The organism is Rhizobium sp. NRK18 (assembly GCF_024385575.1).
Taxonomy (GTDB): domain Bacteria; phylum Pseudomonadota; class Alphaproteobacteria; order Rhizobiales; family Rhizobiaceae; genus JANFMV01.
The window spans coordinates 2,271,234-2,286,817 of the sequence record NZ_JANFMV010000001.1 but is presented as its reverse complement, the minus strand read 5'-3'; the positions used below and the strand labels follow the sequence as shown (position 1 = coordinate 2,286,817).

The following is a 15,584-nucleotide window of genomic DNA, read 5'->3' as shown; positions in this document are numbered from 1 at the left end:
ACAGCGAAAACGGTAGAACAATTCGGATAAGACAATGCTCGATATCAAATGGATTCGTGAAAACGCCGAAGCCCTCGACGCCGCGCTGAAGAAGCGCTCGGCCGAGCCGCTTTCGGCTCAGTTGATCGCGCTCGACGAAAAGCGTCGCGCCGTCGTCCAGAAGCTGCAGGACATGCAGGCCCGCCGCAATGCCGCCTCCAAGGAGATCGGCCAGGCGATGGCGACGAAGAACACGGAGCTGGCCGAGAAGCTGAAGGCGGAGGTCGCCGACCTCAAGACCACCATGCCGGCAATGGAAGAGGAAGAGCGTCAGCTCAACTTTGAACTGACCGACGCGCTCGCCCGCATCCCCAACATTCCGCTCGACGATGTGCCGGTCGGCGCCGACGAGGGCGACAATGTTGTCAAGCGCATGGTCGGCGACAAGCCGACGTGGAACCACAAGCCGCTCGAGCACTTCGAGATCGGCGAAAAGCTCGGCTGGATGGATTTCGAACGGGCGGCGAAGCTGTCTGGCTCGCGCTTCACGGTCTTGAAGGGCCAGATCGCCCGCCTCGAACGCGCCCTCGGCCAGTTCATGATCGATCTGCACACCAGCGAGCACGGCTATCTCGAAGTCATGCCGCCTTTCCTGGTGCGTGACGATGCGCTCTACGGCACCGGCCAGCTGCCAAAGTTCGAGGAAGACCTGTTCTTCACGCCGCACGCCAACGCCCGTCTCGCTCTCATTCCGACGGCGGAAGTGCCGCTGACCAACCTCGTGCGCGAGGAAATCCTCGATCAGGAGACGCTGCCTCTGCGCATGACGGCGCTGACGCCGTGCTTCCGTTCGGAAGCGGGTTCGGCCGGACGCGATACGCGCGGCATGCTGCGCCAGCACCAGTTCTGGAAATGCGAGATGGTGTCGATCACCGACGCCGAATCGTCGGTCGACGAGCTGGAGCGGATGACCGCCTGCGCCGAAGAGGTGCTGAAGCGCCTCGGCCTGCATTTCCGCACGGTAACGCTCTGCACCGGCGACATGGGCTTTGGCGCCCGCAAAACCTATGACATCGAGGTCTGGCTGCCGGGGCAGGATACCTACCGCGAAATCTCGTCCTGCTCGGTCTGCGGCGATTTCCAGGCGCGGCGCATGAATGCCCGCTACCGCGGCAAGGACGACAAGGCGACGAAGTTCGTTCACACGTTGAACGGTTCCGGCACCGCCGTCGGTCGCGCGCTGATCGCCGTTCTGGAAAATTACCTGAACGAAGACGGCTCGGTCACAATTCCGGACGTTCTGCTGCCCTATATGGGTGGACTGAAGAGAATCGAACGCGCTGCCTGACAAGGGCGGCGCCTGCCTCGGGGGCATCATGCGCATTCTTCTGACGAATGACGACGGCATTCATGCCGAAGGTCTGGCGGCACTCGAGCGGATCGCCCGCGAGCTGTCCGACGACGTCTGGATCGTCGCCCCCGAGACCGACCAGAGCGGGCTTGCCCATTCGCTGACGCTGTCGGAGCCCTTGCGGCTTCGGCAGGTCGGCGAAAAGAAGTTCGCGCTGAAGGGTACCCCGACGGATTGCGTGATCATGGCGATCCGCAAGCTGATGGCCGACGGAAAGCCGGATCTCGTGCTCTCCGGCGTCAATTCCGGCGCCAACATGGCCGAGGACGTGACCTATTCCGGCACGGTTGCCGGCGCCATCGAGGGCGCGTTGAACGGCGTGCGGTCCTTTGCGCTGAGCCAGGCCTACACCTATGACGGGCGGCGCATCGTGCCGTGGGAGGCCGCCGAAACGCATGCGCCGGGCATTCTGCGGCAACTGATGCATGTCGACCTTCCCGAAGGAAGCTTCCTCAACATCAACTTTCCCAATTGTCGCCCGGAAGAGGTCGCCGGCGTGACCGTGACCAAGCAGGGCAAGCTCGACTACGGCGTCGGCGTGGAAGAGCGCCAGGACGGCCGCGGCTTCCCGTATTACTGGCTGACGCTCGGCGGCCGCACCCCGCGTGAGGGCGAAGGCACGGATCTTGTGGAATTGCGCAACCGGAAGATCTCGGTGACGCCGCTGAAGCTCGACATGACCGACTACTCCGTGCAGGATCGCGTTGCTCGGGCTCTTGCTGACGGAGGGAATGCTTGACGGCTGCCATGGTCGAAAAGGAAGGCTTTGCCGCTCTCGTGCTCAGATTGCGGGCCGAAGGCATTTCGGACATCGATCTCCTGACCGCCGTCGAGCAGACGCCGCGCTCGCTGTTCGTGCCGCCGCAATTCGCCGACAAGGCCTATTCCTCCCGCTCCATTCCGATCGAATGCGGCTCCTTCATGGAAGGTGTCGATTTCGCCGTCCGGCTTCTCGACCGGCTGAAGGTGAAGCCCGGCCACCGGGTGCTCGAAATCGGCACAGGCAGCGGTTTCATGACCGGCGTCCTGTCACGGCTCGCCGAGCGCGTGCTGTCGATCGACCGTTACCGCACCCTGACCGAAAATGCCCACGCACGGATGGAGAAGCTGCAGCGATTGAACGTCGTCATCCGCCAGGGCGACGGCCGCTCGGGCGTGCCGGGCGAGGGGACGTTCGACCGCATCATCTGCACCGCCGCCTTCAAGGAGACGCCCCGCTTCTATGCGGAGCAGCTGGTATCCGGCGGCACGATGATCGCACCGCTCATGCAGGAGAACGGCACCTGCCGCATGGTGCAACTCGGCAAGGTCGGCAGCCGCTTCGAGCGCGAGGACCTGTTCGAAGCGCCGTATCTGCCCTTCGTCGAAAACACCGCCTCGTTCCTCTGACGTCCGGATTTTCATGCTCCACCTCCAATTGTGGCGGCATGGTTAGTTTTTTGACAAAAATCTTCCTTCCGAGTCCGCGTCTTAACCGGGCGGTAACATTAACGCGGTTTAATTTGCTCATAACCTGTCGCGTATCGAGTAGGTCCAGTTATGAGTATCAAAGTGTCGCAAAAATTTGGAAACTCAGTTCTTCGGCTTGTCGCCATAGCCTTGCTGGGTTCGACTGTTGCGGGGTGCAGTTCGGATGCGATGCGGTTTTCCGGTGGCTATTTTGGCACCGATAACCTGACCACCAGCTCCGTACGCCCCGTCACCAACACACCTGGCGCACCCGTTCCGAGTGCCAGCGTCGGCATGGCGCCGGCCCAGGATTATTCGACCGCCAACCAAGCGCTCAACCAGCCTTATCCGGCCCGTCCGGCCAACAGCAGCTACGATCCGATGAGCACCGGCACGGTCGCTTCCGGAGCGCGCATGTCGGCAACGCCGATGAGCGTCCAACAGCAGAGCCTGCCGCCGGTCTCCTCGCAGAGTGCGTCGCTGGAACAGCCGATGCCGGCAAGGGCGCCCGCACAGACGACGCTCTCGCACGCCACGCTGCCTGCCGATCCGATCAAGACGGCGACCACGCGTCCGGCTGACAACAGCATGGGCGGTCAGAAGGTCGTCTTGAAGCCGGGCGACACCATCGCGGCGCTGTCCCGTCGCTACAATGTGTCGATGTCCGCCATCATGCAGGCGAACGGCCTGACAAGCGGTGCTGTCCAGGCTGGCCAGACCCTGATCATTCCGTCCTACAGCGTCAGCCCGAACTCGGCAAAGGCCTCCGCAACGGCGGAAGACTTCTCCAAGGGTGGCAGGTTGCCTGAACTGCCGAAGAAGACGGAGCAGAAGGTCGCCCTCCTGCCGAAGCCGGTCGACAATCGTGACAAGTCTGCCTCGGTCGAACCGAAGAAGACGCCCGCAGGCGGCGACGGTGGTACCTACAAGGTCGTTGCCGGCGACACGCTCACCAAGATTGCCCGCCAGACCGGCAGCAACATCGACGAGCTGAAGCGTCTGAACGGTCTCGATACCGCCAGCATCCGCATCGGCCAGGTGCTGAAGCTGCCGAACGGCTCGACCTCGACACCGGATCCGGTCCAGACCAGCGCCGTCAAGCCCGCTGCTGTCGCAAGCGCTGCCAAGCCGGCCGCGCAGGCACAGCCGAAGGCGACCGAAACGGCATCGAACAACGATCCGAAGCCCTATGTGGCACCCGCTGCGACCAAGTCCGTGACGGAAGTCGCATCGAAGGATCCGTCGGTTTCGGCTCCGGCCTCGACGGGCATCAGCAAGTATCGCTGGCCCGTTCGCGGTCAGGTGATTGCCGCCTATGGTTCGAACGTCAACGGCAGCCGCAACGACGGCATCGACATCTCCGTGCCGGAAGGCACGCCGGTCAAGGCTGCTGAAAACGGCGTCGTCATCTATGCGAGCAACGGCCTGAAGGAACTCGGCAACACGGTTCTCCTGCGCCACGACGACGGCACGGTCACGGTCTATGGCCATGCCGGCAGCCTGAACGTCGCTCGCGGCCAGAAGGTCACCCGCGGCCAGGTCATCGCTTCCTCGGGCATGAGCGGCAATGCCAGCCGTCCGATGCTGCACTTCGAAGTGCGCAAGGACGCCACGCCGGTCAATCCCATCTCATACCTCGAATAGTGGTTTTGCGTATCGGGGGATAAAGAAAGGCCCGGCGGGGGATCCAGCCGGGCCTTTTTGCGTGTGTGTTATTCCGAACTCGGGATCAGCGGTCGATGCGCACCCTGAGGCGTCCGGCCAGATCCTGGATGAACTGCCAGGCGACGCGGCCGGAGCGTCCGCCTCTGGTGGTCGCCCATTCGAGCGCCTGCTTGTGCAGGTCGTCGTGGTCGATCGGCAGGGCGAAATGCTCGGCATAGCCGTCGATCATCAGCAGATAGTCGTCCTGGCTGCACTTGTGGAACCCGAGCCACAGGCCGAAGCGATCGGACAGCGATACCTTTTCCTCGACCGCCTCGGACGGATTGATCGCCGTCGAGCGCTCGTTGTCGATCATGTCGCGCGGCAACAGGTGCCGGCGGTTCGACGTAGCATAGAACAGCACGTTGTCCGGCCGGCCTTCGACGCCGCCGTCGAGCGCGGCTTTCAGCGACTTGTAGGCCGTGTCGTCATGATCGAAAGACAGATCGTCGCAGAAGATGATGACCCGGTGCGGGCCGTCCTTCAGCATGTCGAGAAGGAGAGGGAGGCTGGATATGTCTTCGCGATGCACTTCGATGAGTTTCAGCGAGACGCCGGAGGAAGCCCGCACGTCGTCATGGACGGACTTGACCAGCGAGGACTTGCCCATGCCGCGGGCGCCCCACAGAAGCACGTTGTTGGCCGGATACCCTTCGGCGAAGCGCTCGGTGTTTTCGTGAAGGATATCACGCACATGGTCGACGCCCTTGATCAGTTTCAGGGCGATCCGGTTCGGACGCTGCACCGGCTGGAGCTTCTGGCGCGTCGGTTGCCAGACGAAGCAATGGGCGGAGTCGAGATCGTTGTCGGCCGGCGCCGGTCCGGCAAGCCGTTCGACGGCATCCGCCAGACGGCGGAGTTCTGAAAGCAGGGCGTGTTTGGTCTTGTCTTTCATGCGGGGCCTCCCTTCCAAGCGGCCGGTCTGGCCGATCTGTCATTTTTAAAGCGCGGTAGCATGGCGTTTCAGACCGGAAAAGGCTAATAGGGCGGGAAATCGTCCTGTCCGGCCGGGCGTGCTGTTGCAATCACTGCGATCGCGCCTATATTCCGGCGGCTTTCTGTATGGCCGGAAACGGCACAGTGTTTTGGAATTCGAGGAGTTTTTGATGTTCTTTACCCAGGCATTCGCCCAAGACGCGGCCGGTGGTGCAGCCGGTTTCGGTTCCGGCATGGAAATGCTGTTCCTGTTCGTGCCCTTGATGGTCGTCTGGTACTTCCTGCTGATCCGTCCGCAGCGCCAGCAGATGAAGAAGCGCGAAGAAACCCTGAAGGCCATTCGCCGCGGCGACCAGGTCGTCACGGGCGGCGGCGTGCTCGGCAAGGTCACGAAGGTGATCGATGACAACGAACTCGAAGTGGAAATTGCCGACGGCGTGCGCGTTCGTGTCGTCCGCGCCCATGTCTCCGACGTCCGGGTCAAGGGCGAGCCGGTCAAGGCCGACAGCGGCAATTGATGCCTTCATTCAGGCGTGCGAACCAACCGGTCCGCACGCCTTTCGCATGATAAAGATACTCTGAAGCCGAGAAACCGATGCTCTATTTCTCCCGCTGGAAAACCACCTTCATCTGGCTCGCCGTTCTTGTGGCCTTCCTGACCGCAGCGCCGAACCTTTTCAGCGACAAGCAGCTGGCGGAGCTTCCGTCCTGGCTTCCCGACAGCAAGGTGACGCTCGGTCTCGACCTTCAGGGCGGCTCCCATATCATGCTGAAGATCGAGCGCTCCGACATCATCAAGGAGCGGCTTGAAACGACGGTCGCCGACGTGCGCGCCAAGCTGCGCGCCGCCAAGATCCGTTATACCGGCCTCTCCGGCGCCGGGCAGACGGTTCAGGTGAAGATCACCGACCCGAACGAATACGACGCCGCCAAGGAGGCGCTGCGTCCGCTGACCGAACTGATCAGCGCCGGCACGTTGACTGGTGGCTCGATCCAGGAAGTCAACATGGAGGATGGCCAGAACAACACCATCCGCCTCGACCTCACCGACCAGGGCATCAATTACCGTCTCTCGTCTGCGCTCACGCAGTCGATCGAAGTCGTTCGCCGCCGCGTCGACGAACTCGGCAACACCGAGCCGCTGATCCAGCGCCAGGGTGACGACCGCATCATCGTCCAGGTTCCGGGCCTGCAGGATCCGCAGCGCCTGAAGGCGCTCCTGAACCAGACGGCCAAGCTTTCCTTCCACATGGTCGACGATTCGATGCCCGTGCAGGAGGCGATCAACGGTCGTCCGCCGGTGACGTCCGAAGTGCTTTACTCGACCGACGATCCGCCGGTCCCGTACCTGATCGAAAAGCAGGCGCTGGTCTCGGGCGATGAACTCGTCGATGCGCAGGCAAGCTTCGACCAGCGCTCCAACGAACCGGTCGTCAACTTCCGCTTCGATTCCAAGGGCGCCACCGCATTCTCGCGGGCGACCACCGCCAATGTCGGCAAGCCATTCGCGATCATTCTCGACGATCAGGTGATTTCGGCTCCGGTCATTCGCGAACCGATCACCGGCGGCACGGGCCAGATTTCCGGCAACTTCACCATTCAGTCCGCCAACGATCTCGCCGTTCTGCTGCGCGCCGGCGCGCTTCCGGCAACACTGACGGTCGTTGAGGAACGCACCGTCGGCCCGAGCCTCGGCGCTGACTCGATCAATGCCGGTATCGTCGCCGGCATCATCGGCGCGGCCGCGGTTGTCGTCTTCATGCTCGGCTTCTACGGCTTCTTCGGCGTCATCGCCAACGTCGCGCTGTTCGTCAACATCGTCATGCTGATCGCCGTCCTGTCGCTGATCGGCTCGACGCTGACCTTGCCGGGTATTGCCGGTATTGTGTTGACCATGGGTATGGCGGTCGACTCAAACGTCCTCATCTATGAGCGCATACGCGAAGAGGTGAAAAACGGCAGGCCGCTGATCCAGGCGATCGATACCGGTTTCTCCAAGGCTTATGCGACCATCGTCGACGCCAACGTCACGACGCTGATTGCCGCCGTCATTCTCTTCTATCTCGGTTCGGGTCCGGTCCGCGGCTTTGCCGTCACGCTCGCCATCGGTATCCTGACGACGGTCTTCACCGCCTTCACGCTGACCCGCTGGCTGGTGGCCGAATGGGTCCGTCGCCGTCGTCCGAAGCACCTGCCGAACGGTATCCGTACCGGCATCTTCGACGGAGCGAACATCCGCTTCATGGGCTTCCGCCGCTACACGTTCATCATCTCGGCAGCGCTGTCGATTGCCGCGCTGGTCGGCTTCGCCACCGTCGGCATGAACCTCGGCATCGACTTCAAGGGCGGCTCGATCATCGAGCTGAAGGCGAGAAGCGGCAATGCCGATATTGCCGACATCCGCGACCGTCTGTCCGAGTTGAACCTCGGCGACATCCAGGCGCAGGAATTCGGCGATCCGTCCGAAGTGCTCGTCCGCCTGCAGGCGCAGGGCGGCGGCGACAATGCCGAACAGTCGGCGCTGGCGCTGGTGCGCAACGAACTGGAGAGCACCTACGAGTTCCGCCGCGTCGAAGTCGTCGGTCCTGTCGTCTCCAGCGAATTGACGCAATCGGCAACGCTTGGTGTTCTCGTCTCGCTGGCGGCGATCCTGATCTACATCTGGTTCCGCTTCGAATGGCAGTTCGCCGTCGGCGCGATCATCGCGACCGTGCACGACGTCATATTGACGATCGGCCTGTTCGTGCTGACCGGGGTCGAATTCAACCTGACCAGTATCGCGGCGGTGCTGACGATCGTCGGCTACTCGCTGAACGACACCGTCGTCGTCTATGACCGAATGCGTGAAAACCTCAGGCGCTATCGCAAGATGCCGCTGCCGCTGCTGATCGATACCTCGATCAACCAGACGCTGTCGCGTACCGTACTGACGTCGGCGACGACGCTTCTGGCTCTGACGGCTCTCTACCTCTTCGGCGGCGAAGTCATTCGCTCCTTCACCTTTGCCATGCTGTTCGGTGTCGCCGTCGGTACCTTCTCGTCGATCTACATCGCCGCGCCGGTCCTGATTGCCTTCAAGCTGCGTCCGGAGAGCTTCCAGGACGATGCCGAGGGCGCGGAAGACGACGACCAGAGCAAAGTGACGGCCTGAGGTCTTGGCGAAGGGCATCATCATCCGGGAGGCACATTTTCCGGGGCGTCCGCCGATCGACGCCTACGGAAACGGGGGCTTCCGCTTTGCCGACATGTCGCACCGTGGCTCTCTGCTTTGCCTGCCGTCCGGCGTCTATGGCTGGGACGTGGCTGACGGAGATGAACTGACTGCCGAGCTGTTCGAACGTGTGTTTCAGGACGCCGACGACATCGAATTCCTTCTGCTGGGTACTGGCACGGGTCTCCGCCTGTTGCCGGCGCCGCTGAAAGCGAAGCTCAAGGCCCACGGCATCGGCAGCGATCCGATGAACACCGGCGCTGCCGTTCGCACATACAATGTCATGCTGTCGGAAGACCGGCCCGTGGCCGCCGCCCTGATTGCCGTCGACTGACAAACCGGGATTGTCCCCATGAGTGCAGAGCCTGCCTCGAACGAAACCATCTGCCTGTCGACGCTGCGCGAGACCGACCGCGACCGCTATCTGGTGGCGCTGTTGTCGCCGGAGGCGCGCCGGCGGGCACTCGTCGCGCTCTATGCGTACAATGCCGAAATCGCCAAGGTACGCGATCTTGTGCATGAACCTCTGCCGGGCGAAGTCCGCCTGCAGTGGTGGCGCGACATCATCGAGGGCCAGAACCCCGGCCAGGCCGAAGCCAATCCGCTCTCGGCCGAGCTGATGGCGGCGATCGCTGCCCATCGGCTTCCAACCGCGCCGCTGATCGCCATGAGCGAGGCGCGCATCTTCGACCTTTATGACGATCCGATGCCCGACGTGGCGACGCTGGAAGCTTATGCCGGCGAGACGGCGTCGGCGCTGATCCAGTTGGCAAGCCTGGTGCTGTCGCCGGAAAAGGCAGGCGACAGTGCCGCCGCCGCCGGTCACGCCGGCGTTGCCCAGACGATTGCCGGCCTGCTTCTCCTGATGCCGCGTCACCGCCAGCGCGGGCAGCTTTATCTGCCGCTCGATATCCTGTCGGCGACCGGTCTCGACCGCGACGGTTTTCTCGAAGGGCAGGACAGGGAACGGATCGGCGCCGCCATCTCCGCCTTTGCGGGGCTCGGCATCGATCATCTGAAGAAGGCGAGGGCGGAGCAGCGCCCTTCGCCCGATGTCTTCGCGGCTTTTCTGCCGGTGGCGCTTGCCGAATCGGTCCTGCAGAAGGCCGTGAAGCTGAAGGCGTCCGTGTTCGATCAGCCGTTGCAGCCTTCGCAATGGCGTCGCCAGCTCACGCTCGTCAGGGCGATGGTGACCAAACGCTTCTGAGCGTGGGCCGATTTCATATTCGCGCAAGCCTCGTCCCGTAATCTGGTACAACCTGTAGCGTTGCGCAGGAGATTGGAGATTATCCGTGGGATTGATCATCTGGGGCGTTGTCTTTGGTGCGCTGGTTCTGCTGGCGATCGTTGCGACACGTATGGCCAAGCAGGATGACGAGGACGGACTGCACGATACCGGCATCGCCATCATGGAGTTCGGCCGTGCCTATCCCGACGAGGCGATCCGGGCCTTGCATTCAACCGCCGACGGCAATGCCGTCTTCGTGCGTCTGCATGACGACAAGGCCGGCTTCATGCGCAGCCTGAAGAATCACTTCGCCTGCCACCTGATCCAGCCGGGCCGCGTGCGCGCCGGCGAGGGCGCGGCAAAAAACAGCCTGAAGGTGGAATTCCTGGATGCGCCCTATCACAATGGCACATACCAGTTCAAAAGCGCCAAGGAGGCCTCGGAGGTCTCGCTCTGGCTGCTCGGCAATCTCCTGAAGGATTCCGACAAGAAGGCGAGCTGAGGAAGACCTTCGGGCCTTCCTCGCGTCACCTGCGTTGAAACGAGGGGTCAGACGGCCTGCTTCTCGCGCGTTTCAAGGCCCAGCCAATCGGCGCAGTCGGCCAGCGCGCGCTCTGCCATCAGCCGCTTCTTCATTGCCGCCTTTTCCTTGCCACGGAACCGCTTGCCCTCGACCGGCTTGACGATCGAGCCGGGGGCGAGTTCGGGAAACAGTCCGAAATTGATGTTCATCGGCTGGAAGGAGCGTTTGCCCGGCTCATCGTCAGAGACGATGTGGCCTCCGGTGATGTGGTTGAGCAGCGATCCGAGGGCGGTCGTCGCCGGCGGCAGCGAGATCGGCTCGCCTTTCTGCTCGGCAGCGGCGAAGCGGCCGGCCAAAAGCCCGATCGCGGCGCTTTCCACATACCCCTCGCAGCCGGTGATCTGGCCGGCAAAGCGCAGGCCGGGACGGCCCTTCAGCGTCAGCGACGGATCGAGCAGGACGGGCGAATTGATGTAGGTATTGCGGTGCAGGCCGCCGAGACGCGCGAATTCTGCGTTCTCGAGGCCCGGAATCATCCGGAAGATCTCGGCCTGCGTGCCGTATTTCAGCTTCGTCTGGAAACCGACCATGTTGTAGAGCGTGCCGAGCGCATTGTCCTGGCGCAGCTGGACGACGGCATAGGGCTTGACGGTCGGGTTGTGGGCATCGGTGAGCCCCATCGGCTTCATCGGACCGTGGCGCAAGGTCTCGCGACCGCGCTCGGCCATCACCTCGATCGGCAGGCAGCCGTCGAAATAGGGCGTACCTTCCCATTCCTTGAAGCCGACGGTGTCGCCGGCGATCAGAGCGTCGACAAAGGTATTGTACTGCTCTTCGTTCATCGGGCAGTTGATGTAGTCCTTGCCCGTGCCGCCCGGACCGACCTTGTCGTAACGCGATTGGTACCAGCAGATGTCCATGTCTATGCTGTCGGTATGCACGATCGGGGCGATCGCGTCGAAGAAGGCAAGCGCATCGGCGCCGGTCTCCTCCTGGATGGCGGCGGCGAGCGAGGGCGCGGTGAGTGGCCCGGTGGCGATGATCGCCTGTCCCCAGTCGGAAGGCGGCAGGCCGCTGATTTCCTCGCGCACGACGGTGATCAGCGGATGACCGGCAATCGTGGCGGTGACGGCGTCGGAAAAGCCGTCGCGGTCCACGGCCAGCGCACCACCGGCCGGCACCTGATGCGCATCGGCCGAGCGCATGATCAGCGAACCGGCAAGCCGCATTTCGGCATGGATGACGCCGACGGCATTGCTCGTCGCATCGTCGGAGCGGAAGGAATTGGAGCAGACGAGTTCGGCGAGCCCGTCGGTCTTGTGGGCGTCCGTGCCGCGCACGCCGCGCATTTCATGGAGAATGACGGGAATGCCGGCGCTGGCGATCTGCCAGGCCGCTTCGGATCCGGCGAGGCCGCCGCCAATGACGTGGATGGGTGTGTCGGTCGAGGATGTCTTGCTCATGGGCGCCTCCTTAACATGACGTGCGGCATGCGCAAAAGCCCGCAAACGAAAACGGCGCCACTCGGGCGCCGTTTTGGGGTAGGTCCAGGCAGTAGGCCTTAGCGCTTATTAGCGGAAGGACTTTGCTGCAATAGAGCGGATGTCATAGCGGCTGAGGCCAATGTCATCCAGGGTTTGGCTGGAGAGGTTGCCGAGTTCTTTGAGAGTGCGGCGATAATTGATCCAATTTTTGGCATAGCGAATCGGGCTCATGTTGGTTTCCTCAAGGTCTTCGCGACAGCCTCTGCATCAATCTCTGTGCGGCTGTTCGTTGCCTTTTATGTAGCTCTTCTGCAGTGCAATAACGAGTGCAAAAAATAGGCTACTGCTATGCAATTGTGCAGTGGGTTGAATAAAAAACAGGCTTTCTATTTGATCGGATTAAAAAAGAGGCCGGGCGGCCTCGGGCATATCCTGTCCGCCAGAGGTGCGGAAAAGATGAATTATTTCATGTGTTTGCAATGAATGGGAATGTGGTGTGGCGGCGCATTCGCGGGCGTTTGTGCAAGTAGTGCCCCGATTAATACTTGCGGCGGCAATATGGCTGCAAATTTAGGCATGTGTCCGGCATGCGAAAGCGCATGCCCGGGCGCAAAAGAAAACGCCCCCGGCTCGTCAGAGCAGAGGGCGATTTTGGAAGACCTTTGAGGGTCTGGAATTAGAACGCTGCAGCGCGGGCAACGCGACGGATGTCGGGCCGGCTGATGCCGAGGTCTGCGAGTTCGCGGTTGGACATGCGATCAAGCTCGCTGACGGTCTGACGGTACTTGCGCCAGCTGGAAAAAGAGCGGGTCAGGTTCATGGCGATGTTCCTTTCGTTTCGATCAATTGGCAGCGATTGCTGCCGCCCCATCTGTTGATCCCAATGTATGTTGCATCGCAGCATTGAGCTAGAGGGTCTTCGGCATGGCACCTATGCATTCTTGCAAGGCTCAGGGGTGCCTGGGGGCGTTCGGGAGGGCGGAAGGACCGCCTGATTCACACACAAAAAAGCCCCCGCCGAGGCGGAGGCATTTTGAAAGTCCCGGTAAATGAGGAGACTTTAGAGGACTGCGCCGCGGGCAACGCGGTTGATGTCAGCGCGGTTGATGCCGAGGTCGGCGAGTTCGCGGCTGTTCATCTTCTGCAGTTCGTTGACGGTCTGACGATACTTGCGCCAGTTTGCGAAAGAGCGGCTGATGTTCATGATCGTGTTCCTTTGGTTCGATTTGAAAGCGGTGTGTTCCGCGTTCCGATGATGAGCGAGATATATGTTGCACTGCCGCATTCAGGTAGAGGGGCAACGGCATATCCGTCATGCGCCGAGCGCAAGGCTGGCGAAAAGGATCAGCAATGACAGGAGGATAGACAAAAAAATAACGCTCACCGGGGGAGGAGATCCGGTGAGCGTCATTTTGGTCGACTGGATAGCTGGGAGGAGGAGTGCTAGCCAGTCTATATCGGAAGAGCGCTGGGAGGAGGAGCGCGCTTCATCCGAATTCTTTTCGATGAGGGGAAGCGAGAGAGAGTGTTTCCGCCGTCATCCGATGATTGGAATATAGTATGATCATTCCGTTTTGTGCAGTGCAATAATCGCATGCAAGATATGCGCTCAGTGCATGGCTATGTTTCCCACAATCATTCGTAATCTATTGAAATGTCTCAACAACCGTCGGGTCACGGAGCCATGCCGTTCTGGGCGCGATCGCCGGTCTTGTTGATTTCCCCGATGTGGTTCATGTTTCCGCCAATGGCGGTCAACGGAATTTTTGTTTCCGAAGGCCATGTTTGAATCGGGTGAGGGGCATGTACAGGAATCGCTTGCAGCAGGATATGGAGCGCTGGGTGGCGCAGGGGCTGGTCGGCAGGCCCGCCGCCGATGCCATGCTCGCGGAGTATGACGCGCGACCCTCCGGCGCCTTCAGCGTCGGCCGCGTGCTGATGGTTCTCTCTGCGCTGCTGATCGCGGCCGCGATCGCCATGCTGATCGCCTCGAACTGGGATGCGCTGCCGCGTGGCGTGCGGCTTGTTTCGATGCTGGCCCTCGTCACGGCCTTTTATATGGGGGCCGCAGCCTTCTTCATCAGAGGGGCCGACTATCTCGGCGGGGCGCTCCTGATCCTCGCGGTTCTGTGCTTCGGTGGCACGGTGTCGCTGACGGCGCAGATGTATCACATCTCCGGCGACAGTCAGACCTTCCTGATGACCTGGTTCCTGTTTGCCATGCTGGCAGCGGTGCTGTTCAGATCCGGCGGGCCGACGGTGATCGCTGGCTTTCTCTCCTGGGCCTATTTCAGCAATCTGATGTTCGACGATTATTCGGCCTGGAACTCGGTCCAGGGCCTGATGCCGCTTGCGATGGCGGCTGCGATCATTGCACTGGTCTACTACACAGGCCCGGCGCGGGCGCGGCATTTCTCCTATCTGCTGATTCTCGCCTGGTTGTTCTGGTTCTATTTCGAGCACGAGAATGACGCGCTGGCGATTGTCTATACGCTGGCCGGCGCGGCGGCGTTCCTGACGGCGGTCCTGCCGATATCGCCGTTGCGCAGTGCCAACGCGGCTGCCGGAGGCATTCCGGCGACCTATGTCTTCCTGCTGATGATTGCCGGCCTCGCATTCCTGCATGACCGGTTTGATGGAACGGCCGGCAGGATTTCCGTCGCGGTCGCGGTGATCGTCGCCACGGTCGTCGCCCTGATGCTGAACGGCCGCGACAACGGCATCGTCCGCTATCTCGCCTACCTCATCTTTGCCGCCGAACTCATCTATCTCTGCAACGAGACGATCGGGAGCCTGATCGGCACGTCCGGCTTCTTCCTCCTGTCCGGTGTCTTCGTCGCGCTGGCCGCCTTCGCCGTCATCCGGCTGGAGAAACGGCTGGCGGCCAAGCCGAAGGAGGTGTCGGCATGAGCGAGGCAACATTCGGCATGTCGAATCGCACCCGGACAAGGCTCGTCGTCGCTGCCCTCTGCATGGTGGTCCTGCAGATCGGCCTGATCGGCTACATGACGTGGGCGAGGGCGGCGATCCTGCGCGATGGCGCGGAAGTGTTGCTGCAGACCCGCGCCGTCGATCCGCGCGATTTCCTGCGCGGTGACTACGTGACCCTGAACTACGACATTTCCACCGTGCCGAGGGCGCTGGTGGCGGGGCCGAAACCGTCACCGGGCGACGCCGTCACCCTGTCGGTGCGGTTGAAGAAGCAGGAGGACGGGACATACGGCGTCGCTGGTGCGACCTTCGGCGATTCCGGGCCGGCAGCCGACGGCGAGGTGGTCATCAGGACATTGCCGTTCCGCTACACGGATTACCAGTACGCGACGGATTTCAGGGTCACCTACGGCATCGAACGCTATTATGTTCCCGAAGGCGAGGGCAAGGCCCTTGAGGATCTGCGCAACGAAGGCAAGCTGCAGGTGGCCGTACGGGTCTCGAGAGACGGCAAGCCGCAGATCCGCGCACTTTATAATGACGGCAAACCGGCCTACGAAGAGCCGCTCTACTGACGCAACGGCAAGGCGAAACGACGATTTACGTTACGTAATGTCCGCCTTTGAAAGCAAAGGATCGCGGGACCGCGCCGATCCTGTTGCCAAACCGTCATTTTTCCTTTGCGCTTGGCAGTTCGGATGATATAGAGACGCCGCTTCCCGGAGGGC

Annotated in this window: 16 protein-coding genes; 11 read left to right on the top strand and 5 right to left on the bottom strand. The window is 61.9% G+C overall.

The genetic code is table 11. From position 1 onward, the window contains the following. Nucleotides 1-34: 34 nt before the first annotated feature. The 4 genes from serS to NN662_RS10665 all read left to right on the top strand — a co-directional run bounded on the left by serS (nucleotide 35) and on the right by NN662_RS10665 (nucleotide 4,483). On the top strand, nucleotides 35-1,327 hold the full coding sequence (serS, locus tag NN662_RS10680) for a serine--tRNA ligase (RefSeq protein WP_261930252.1): 1,293 nt from the start codon (nucleotides 35-37) through the stop codon (nucleotides 1,325-1,327). A 28-nt stretch (nucleotides 1,328-1,355) separates the two neighbouring features. Beyond that, nucleotides 1,356-2,129, top strand: coding sequence for a 5'/3'-nucleotidase SurE (surE, locus tag NN662_RS10675; protein WP_261930251.1), 774 nt, complete (start codon nucleotides 1,356-1,358; stop codon nucleotides 2,127-2,129). Then, complete coding sequence (locus NN662_RS10670; RefSeq protein ID WP_261930250.1) at nucleotides 2,126-2,779, top strand: protein-L-isoaspartate(D-aspartate) O-methyltransferase; 654 nt, start codon at nucleotides 2,126-2,128, stop codon at nucleotides 2,777-2,779. The genes surE and NN662_RS10670 overlap by 4 nt, the downstream gene beginning before the upstream one ends. 150 nt (nucleotides 2,780-2,929) lie before the next feature. Next, complete coding sequence (locus NN662_RS10665; protein ID WP_261930249.1) at nucleotides 2,930-4,483, top strand: peptidoglycan DD-metalloendopeptidase family protein; 1,554 nt, start codon at nucleotides 2,930-2,932, stop codon at nucleotides 4,481-4,483. 85 nt (nucleotides 4,484-4,568) lie between these two features. Here NN662_RS10665 and NN662_RS10660 read toward each other — a convergent pair whose 3' ends face one another. After that, a complete protein-coding gene (locus NN662_RS10660; RefSeq protein ID WP_261930248.1) occupies nucleotides 4,569-5,438 on the bottom strand; it encodes an ATP-binding protein in 870 nt (289 codons plus the stop codon). Between the two features lie 211 nt (nucleotides 5,439-5,649). On the opposite strand from NN662_RS10660, the gene yajC reads away from it, so the two are divergent. From yajC to NN662_RS10635, 5 genes are all read left to right on the top strand, one after another. Continuing rightward, complete coding sequence (gene yajC, locus NN662_RS10655; protein ID WP_261930247.1) at nucleotides 5,650-5,997, top strand: preprotein translocase subunit YajC; 348 nt, start codon at nucleotides 5,650-5,652, stop codon at nucleotides 5,995-5,997. A gap of 77 nt (nucleotides 5,998-6,074) precedes the next feature. Beyond that, nucleotides 6,075-8,630 (top strand): protein translocase subunit SecDF, encoded by a 2,556-nt coding sequence (gene secDF, locus NN662_RS10650; protein WP_261930246.1) that lies wholly within the window; start codon nucleotides 6,075-6,077, stop codon nucleotides 8,628-8,630. Nucleotides 8,631-8,634: 4 nt separating this feature from the next. Then, nucleotides 8,635-9,024, top strand: a complete 390-nt coding sequence (locus NN662_RS10645; protein ID WP_261930245.1) for an Mth938-like domain-containing protein — start codon at nucleotides 8,635-8,637, stop codon at nucleotides 9,022-9,024. Nucleotides 9,025-9,042: 18 nt separating this feature from the next. Further along, nucleotides 9,043-9,897, top strand: coding sequence for a phytoene/squalene synthase family protein (locus NN662_RS10640; RefSeq protein WP_261930244.1), 855 nt, complete (start codon nucleotides 9,043-9,045; stop codon nucleotides 9,895-9,897). Between the two features lie 85 nt (nucleotides 9,898-9,982). After that, nucleotides 9,983-10,420: a hypothetical protein gene (locus NN662_RS10635; RefSeq protein ID WP_261930243.1), complete on the top strand. Its 438-nt coding sequence runs from the start codon at nucleotides 9,983-9,985 to the stop codon at nucleotides 10,418-10,420. A gap of 47 nt (nucleotides 10,421-10,467) precedes the next feature. Here the strand turns inward: NN662_RS10635 and trmFO are convergent, their stop codons facing one another. The 4 genes from trmFO to NN662_RS10615 all read right to left on the bottom strand — a co-directional run bounded on the left by trmFO (nucleotide 10,468) and on the right by NN662_RS10615 (nucleotide 13,129). Further along, nucleotides 10,468-11,904 (bottom strand): methylenetetrahydrofolate--tRNA-(uracil(54)-C(5))-methyltransferase (FADH(2)-oxidizing) TrmFO, encoded by a 1,437-nt coding sequence (gene trmFO / locus NN662_RS10630; RefSeq protein WP_261930242.1) that lies wholly within the window; start codon nucleotides 11,902-11,904, stop codon nucleotides 10,468-10,470. 108 nt (nucleotides 11,905-12,012) lie between these two features. After that, nucleotides 12,013-12,156 (bottom strand): DUF1127 domain-containing protein, encoded by a 144-nt coding sequence (locus NN662_RS10625; RefSeq protein ID WP_261930241.1) that lies wholly within the window; start codon nucleotides 12,154-12,156, stop codon nucleotides 12,013-12,015. Between the two features lie 445 nt (nucleotides 12,157-12,601). Further along, on the bottom strand, nucleotides 12,602-12,745 hold the full coding sequence (locus tag NN662_RS10620; protein WP_261930240.1) for a DUF1127 domain-containing protein: 144 nt from the start codon (nucleotides 12,743-12,745) through the stop codon (nucleotides 12,602-12,604). Nucleotides 12,746-12,985: 240 nt separating this feature from the next. Then, nucleotides 12,986-13,129, bottom strand: a complete 144-nt coding sequence (locus NN662_RS10615) for a DUF1127 domain-containing protein (protein WP_261930239.1) — start codon at nucleotides 13,127-13,129, stop codon at nucleotides 12,986-12,988. Between the two features lie 599 nt (nucleotides 13,130-13,728). On the opposite strand from NN662_RS10615, the gene NN662_RS10610 reads away from it, so the two are divergent. Further along, nucleotides 13,729-14,835 carry a DUF2157 domain-containing protein gene (locus tag NN662_RS10610; RefSeq protein ID WP_261930238.1) on the top strand — a complete coding sequence of 369 codons (1,107 nt, stop codon included), beginning with the start codon at nucleotides 13,729-13,731 and terminating at the stop codon, nucleotides 14,833-14,835. Then, a complete protein-coding gene (locus NN662_RS10605; protein WP_261930237.1) occupies nucleotides 14,832-15,431 on the top strand; it encodes a GDYXXLXY domain-containing protein in 600 nt (199 codons plus the stop codon). Before NN662_RS10610 ends, NN662_RS10605 begins: the two co-directional genes overlap by 4 nt. The last annotated feature ends 153 nt before the right edge of the window (nucleotides 15,432-15,584 follow it).

What these genes read in the sequence shown, in the direction of transcription:
- serS (WP_261930252.1), top strand. Translation starts at nt 35, where the DNA reads ATGCTCGATATCAAATGGATTCGTGAAAACGCCGAAGCCCTCGACGCC.
- surE (WP_261930251.1), top strand. Translation starts at nt 1,356, where the DNA reads ATGCGCATTCTTCTGACGAATGACGACGGCATTCATGCCGAAGGTCTG.
- NN662_RS10665 (WP_261930249.1), top strand. Translation starts at nt 2,930, where the DNA reads ATGAGTATCAAAGTGTCGCAAAAATTTGGAAACTCAGTTCTTCGGCTT.
- NN662_RS10660 (WP_261930248.1), bottom strand. Translation starts at nt 5,438, where the DNA reads ATGAAAGACAAGACCAAACACGCCCTGCTTTCAGAACTCCGCCGTCTG.
- yajC (WP_261930247.1), top strand. Translation starts at nt 5,650, where the DNA reads ATGTTCTTTACCCAGGCATTCGCCCAAGACGCGGCCGGTGGTGCAGCC.
- secDF (WP_261930246.1), top strand. Translation starts at nt 6,075, where the DNA reads ATGCTCTATTTCTCCCGCTGGAAAACCACCTTCATCTGGCTCGCCGTT.
- NN662_RS10640 (WP_261930244.1), top strand. Translation starts at nt 9,043, where the DNA reads ATGAGTGCAGAGCCTGCCTCGAACGAAACCATCTGCCTGTCGACGCTG.
- trmFO (WP_261930242.1), bottom strand. Translation starts at nt 11,904, where the DNA reads ATGAGCAAGACATCCTCGACCGACACACCCATCCACGTCATTGGCGGC.
- NN662_RS10625 (WP_261930241.1), bottom strand. Translation starts at nt 12,156, where the DNA reads ATGAGCCCGATTCGCTATGCCAAAAATTGGATCAATTATCGCCGCACT.
- NN662_RS10620 (WP_261930240.1), bottom strand. Translation starts at nt 12,745, where the DNA reads ATGAACCTGACCCGCTCTTTTTCCAGCTGGCGCAAGTACCGTCAGACC.
- NN662_RS10615 (WP_261930239.1), bottom strand. Translation starts at nt 13,129, where the DNA reads ATGAACATCAGCCGCTCTTTCGCAAACTGGCGCAAGTATCGTCAGACC.
- NN662_RS10610 (WP_261930238.1), top strand. Translation starts at nt 13,729, where the DNA reads ATGTACAGGAATCGCTTGCAGCAGGATATGGAGCGCTGGGTGGCGCAG.
- NN662_RS10605 (WP_261930237.1), top strand. Translation starts at nt 14,832, where the DNA reads ATGAGCGAGGCAACATTCGGCATGTCGAATCGCACCCGGACAAGGCTC.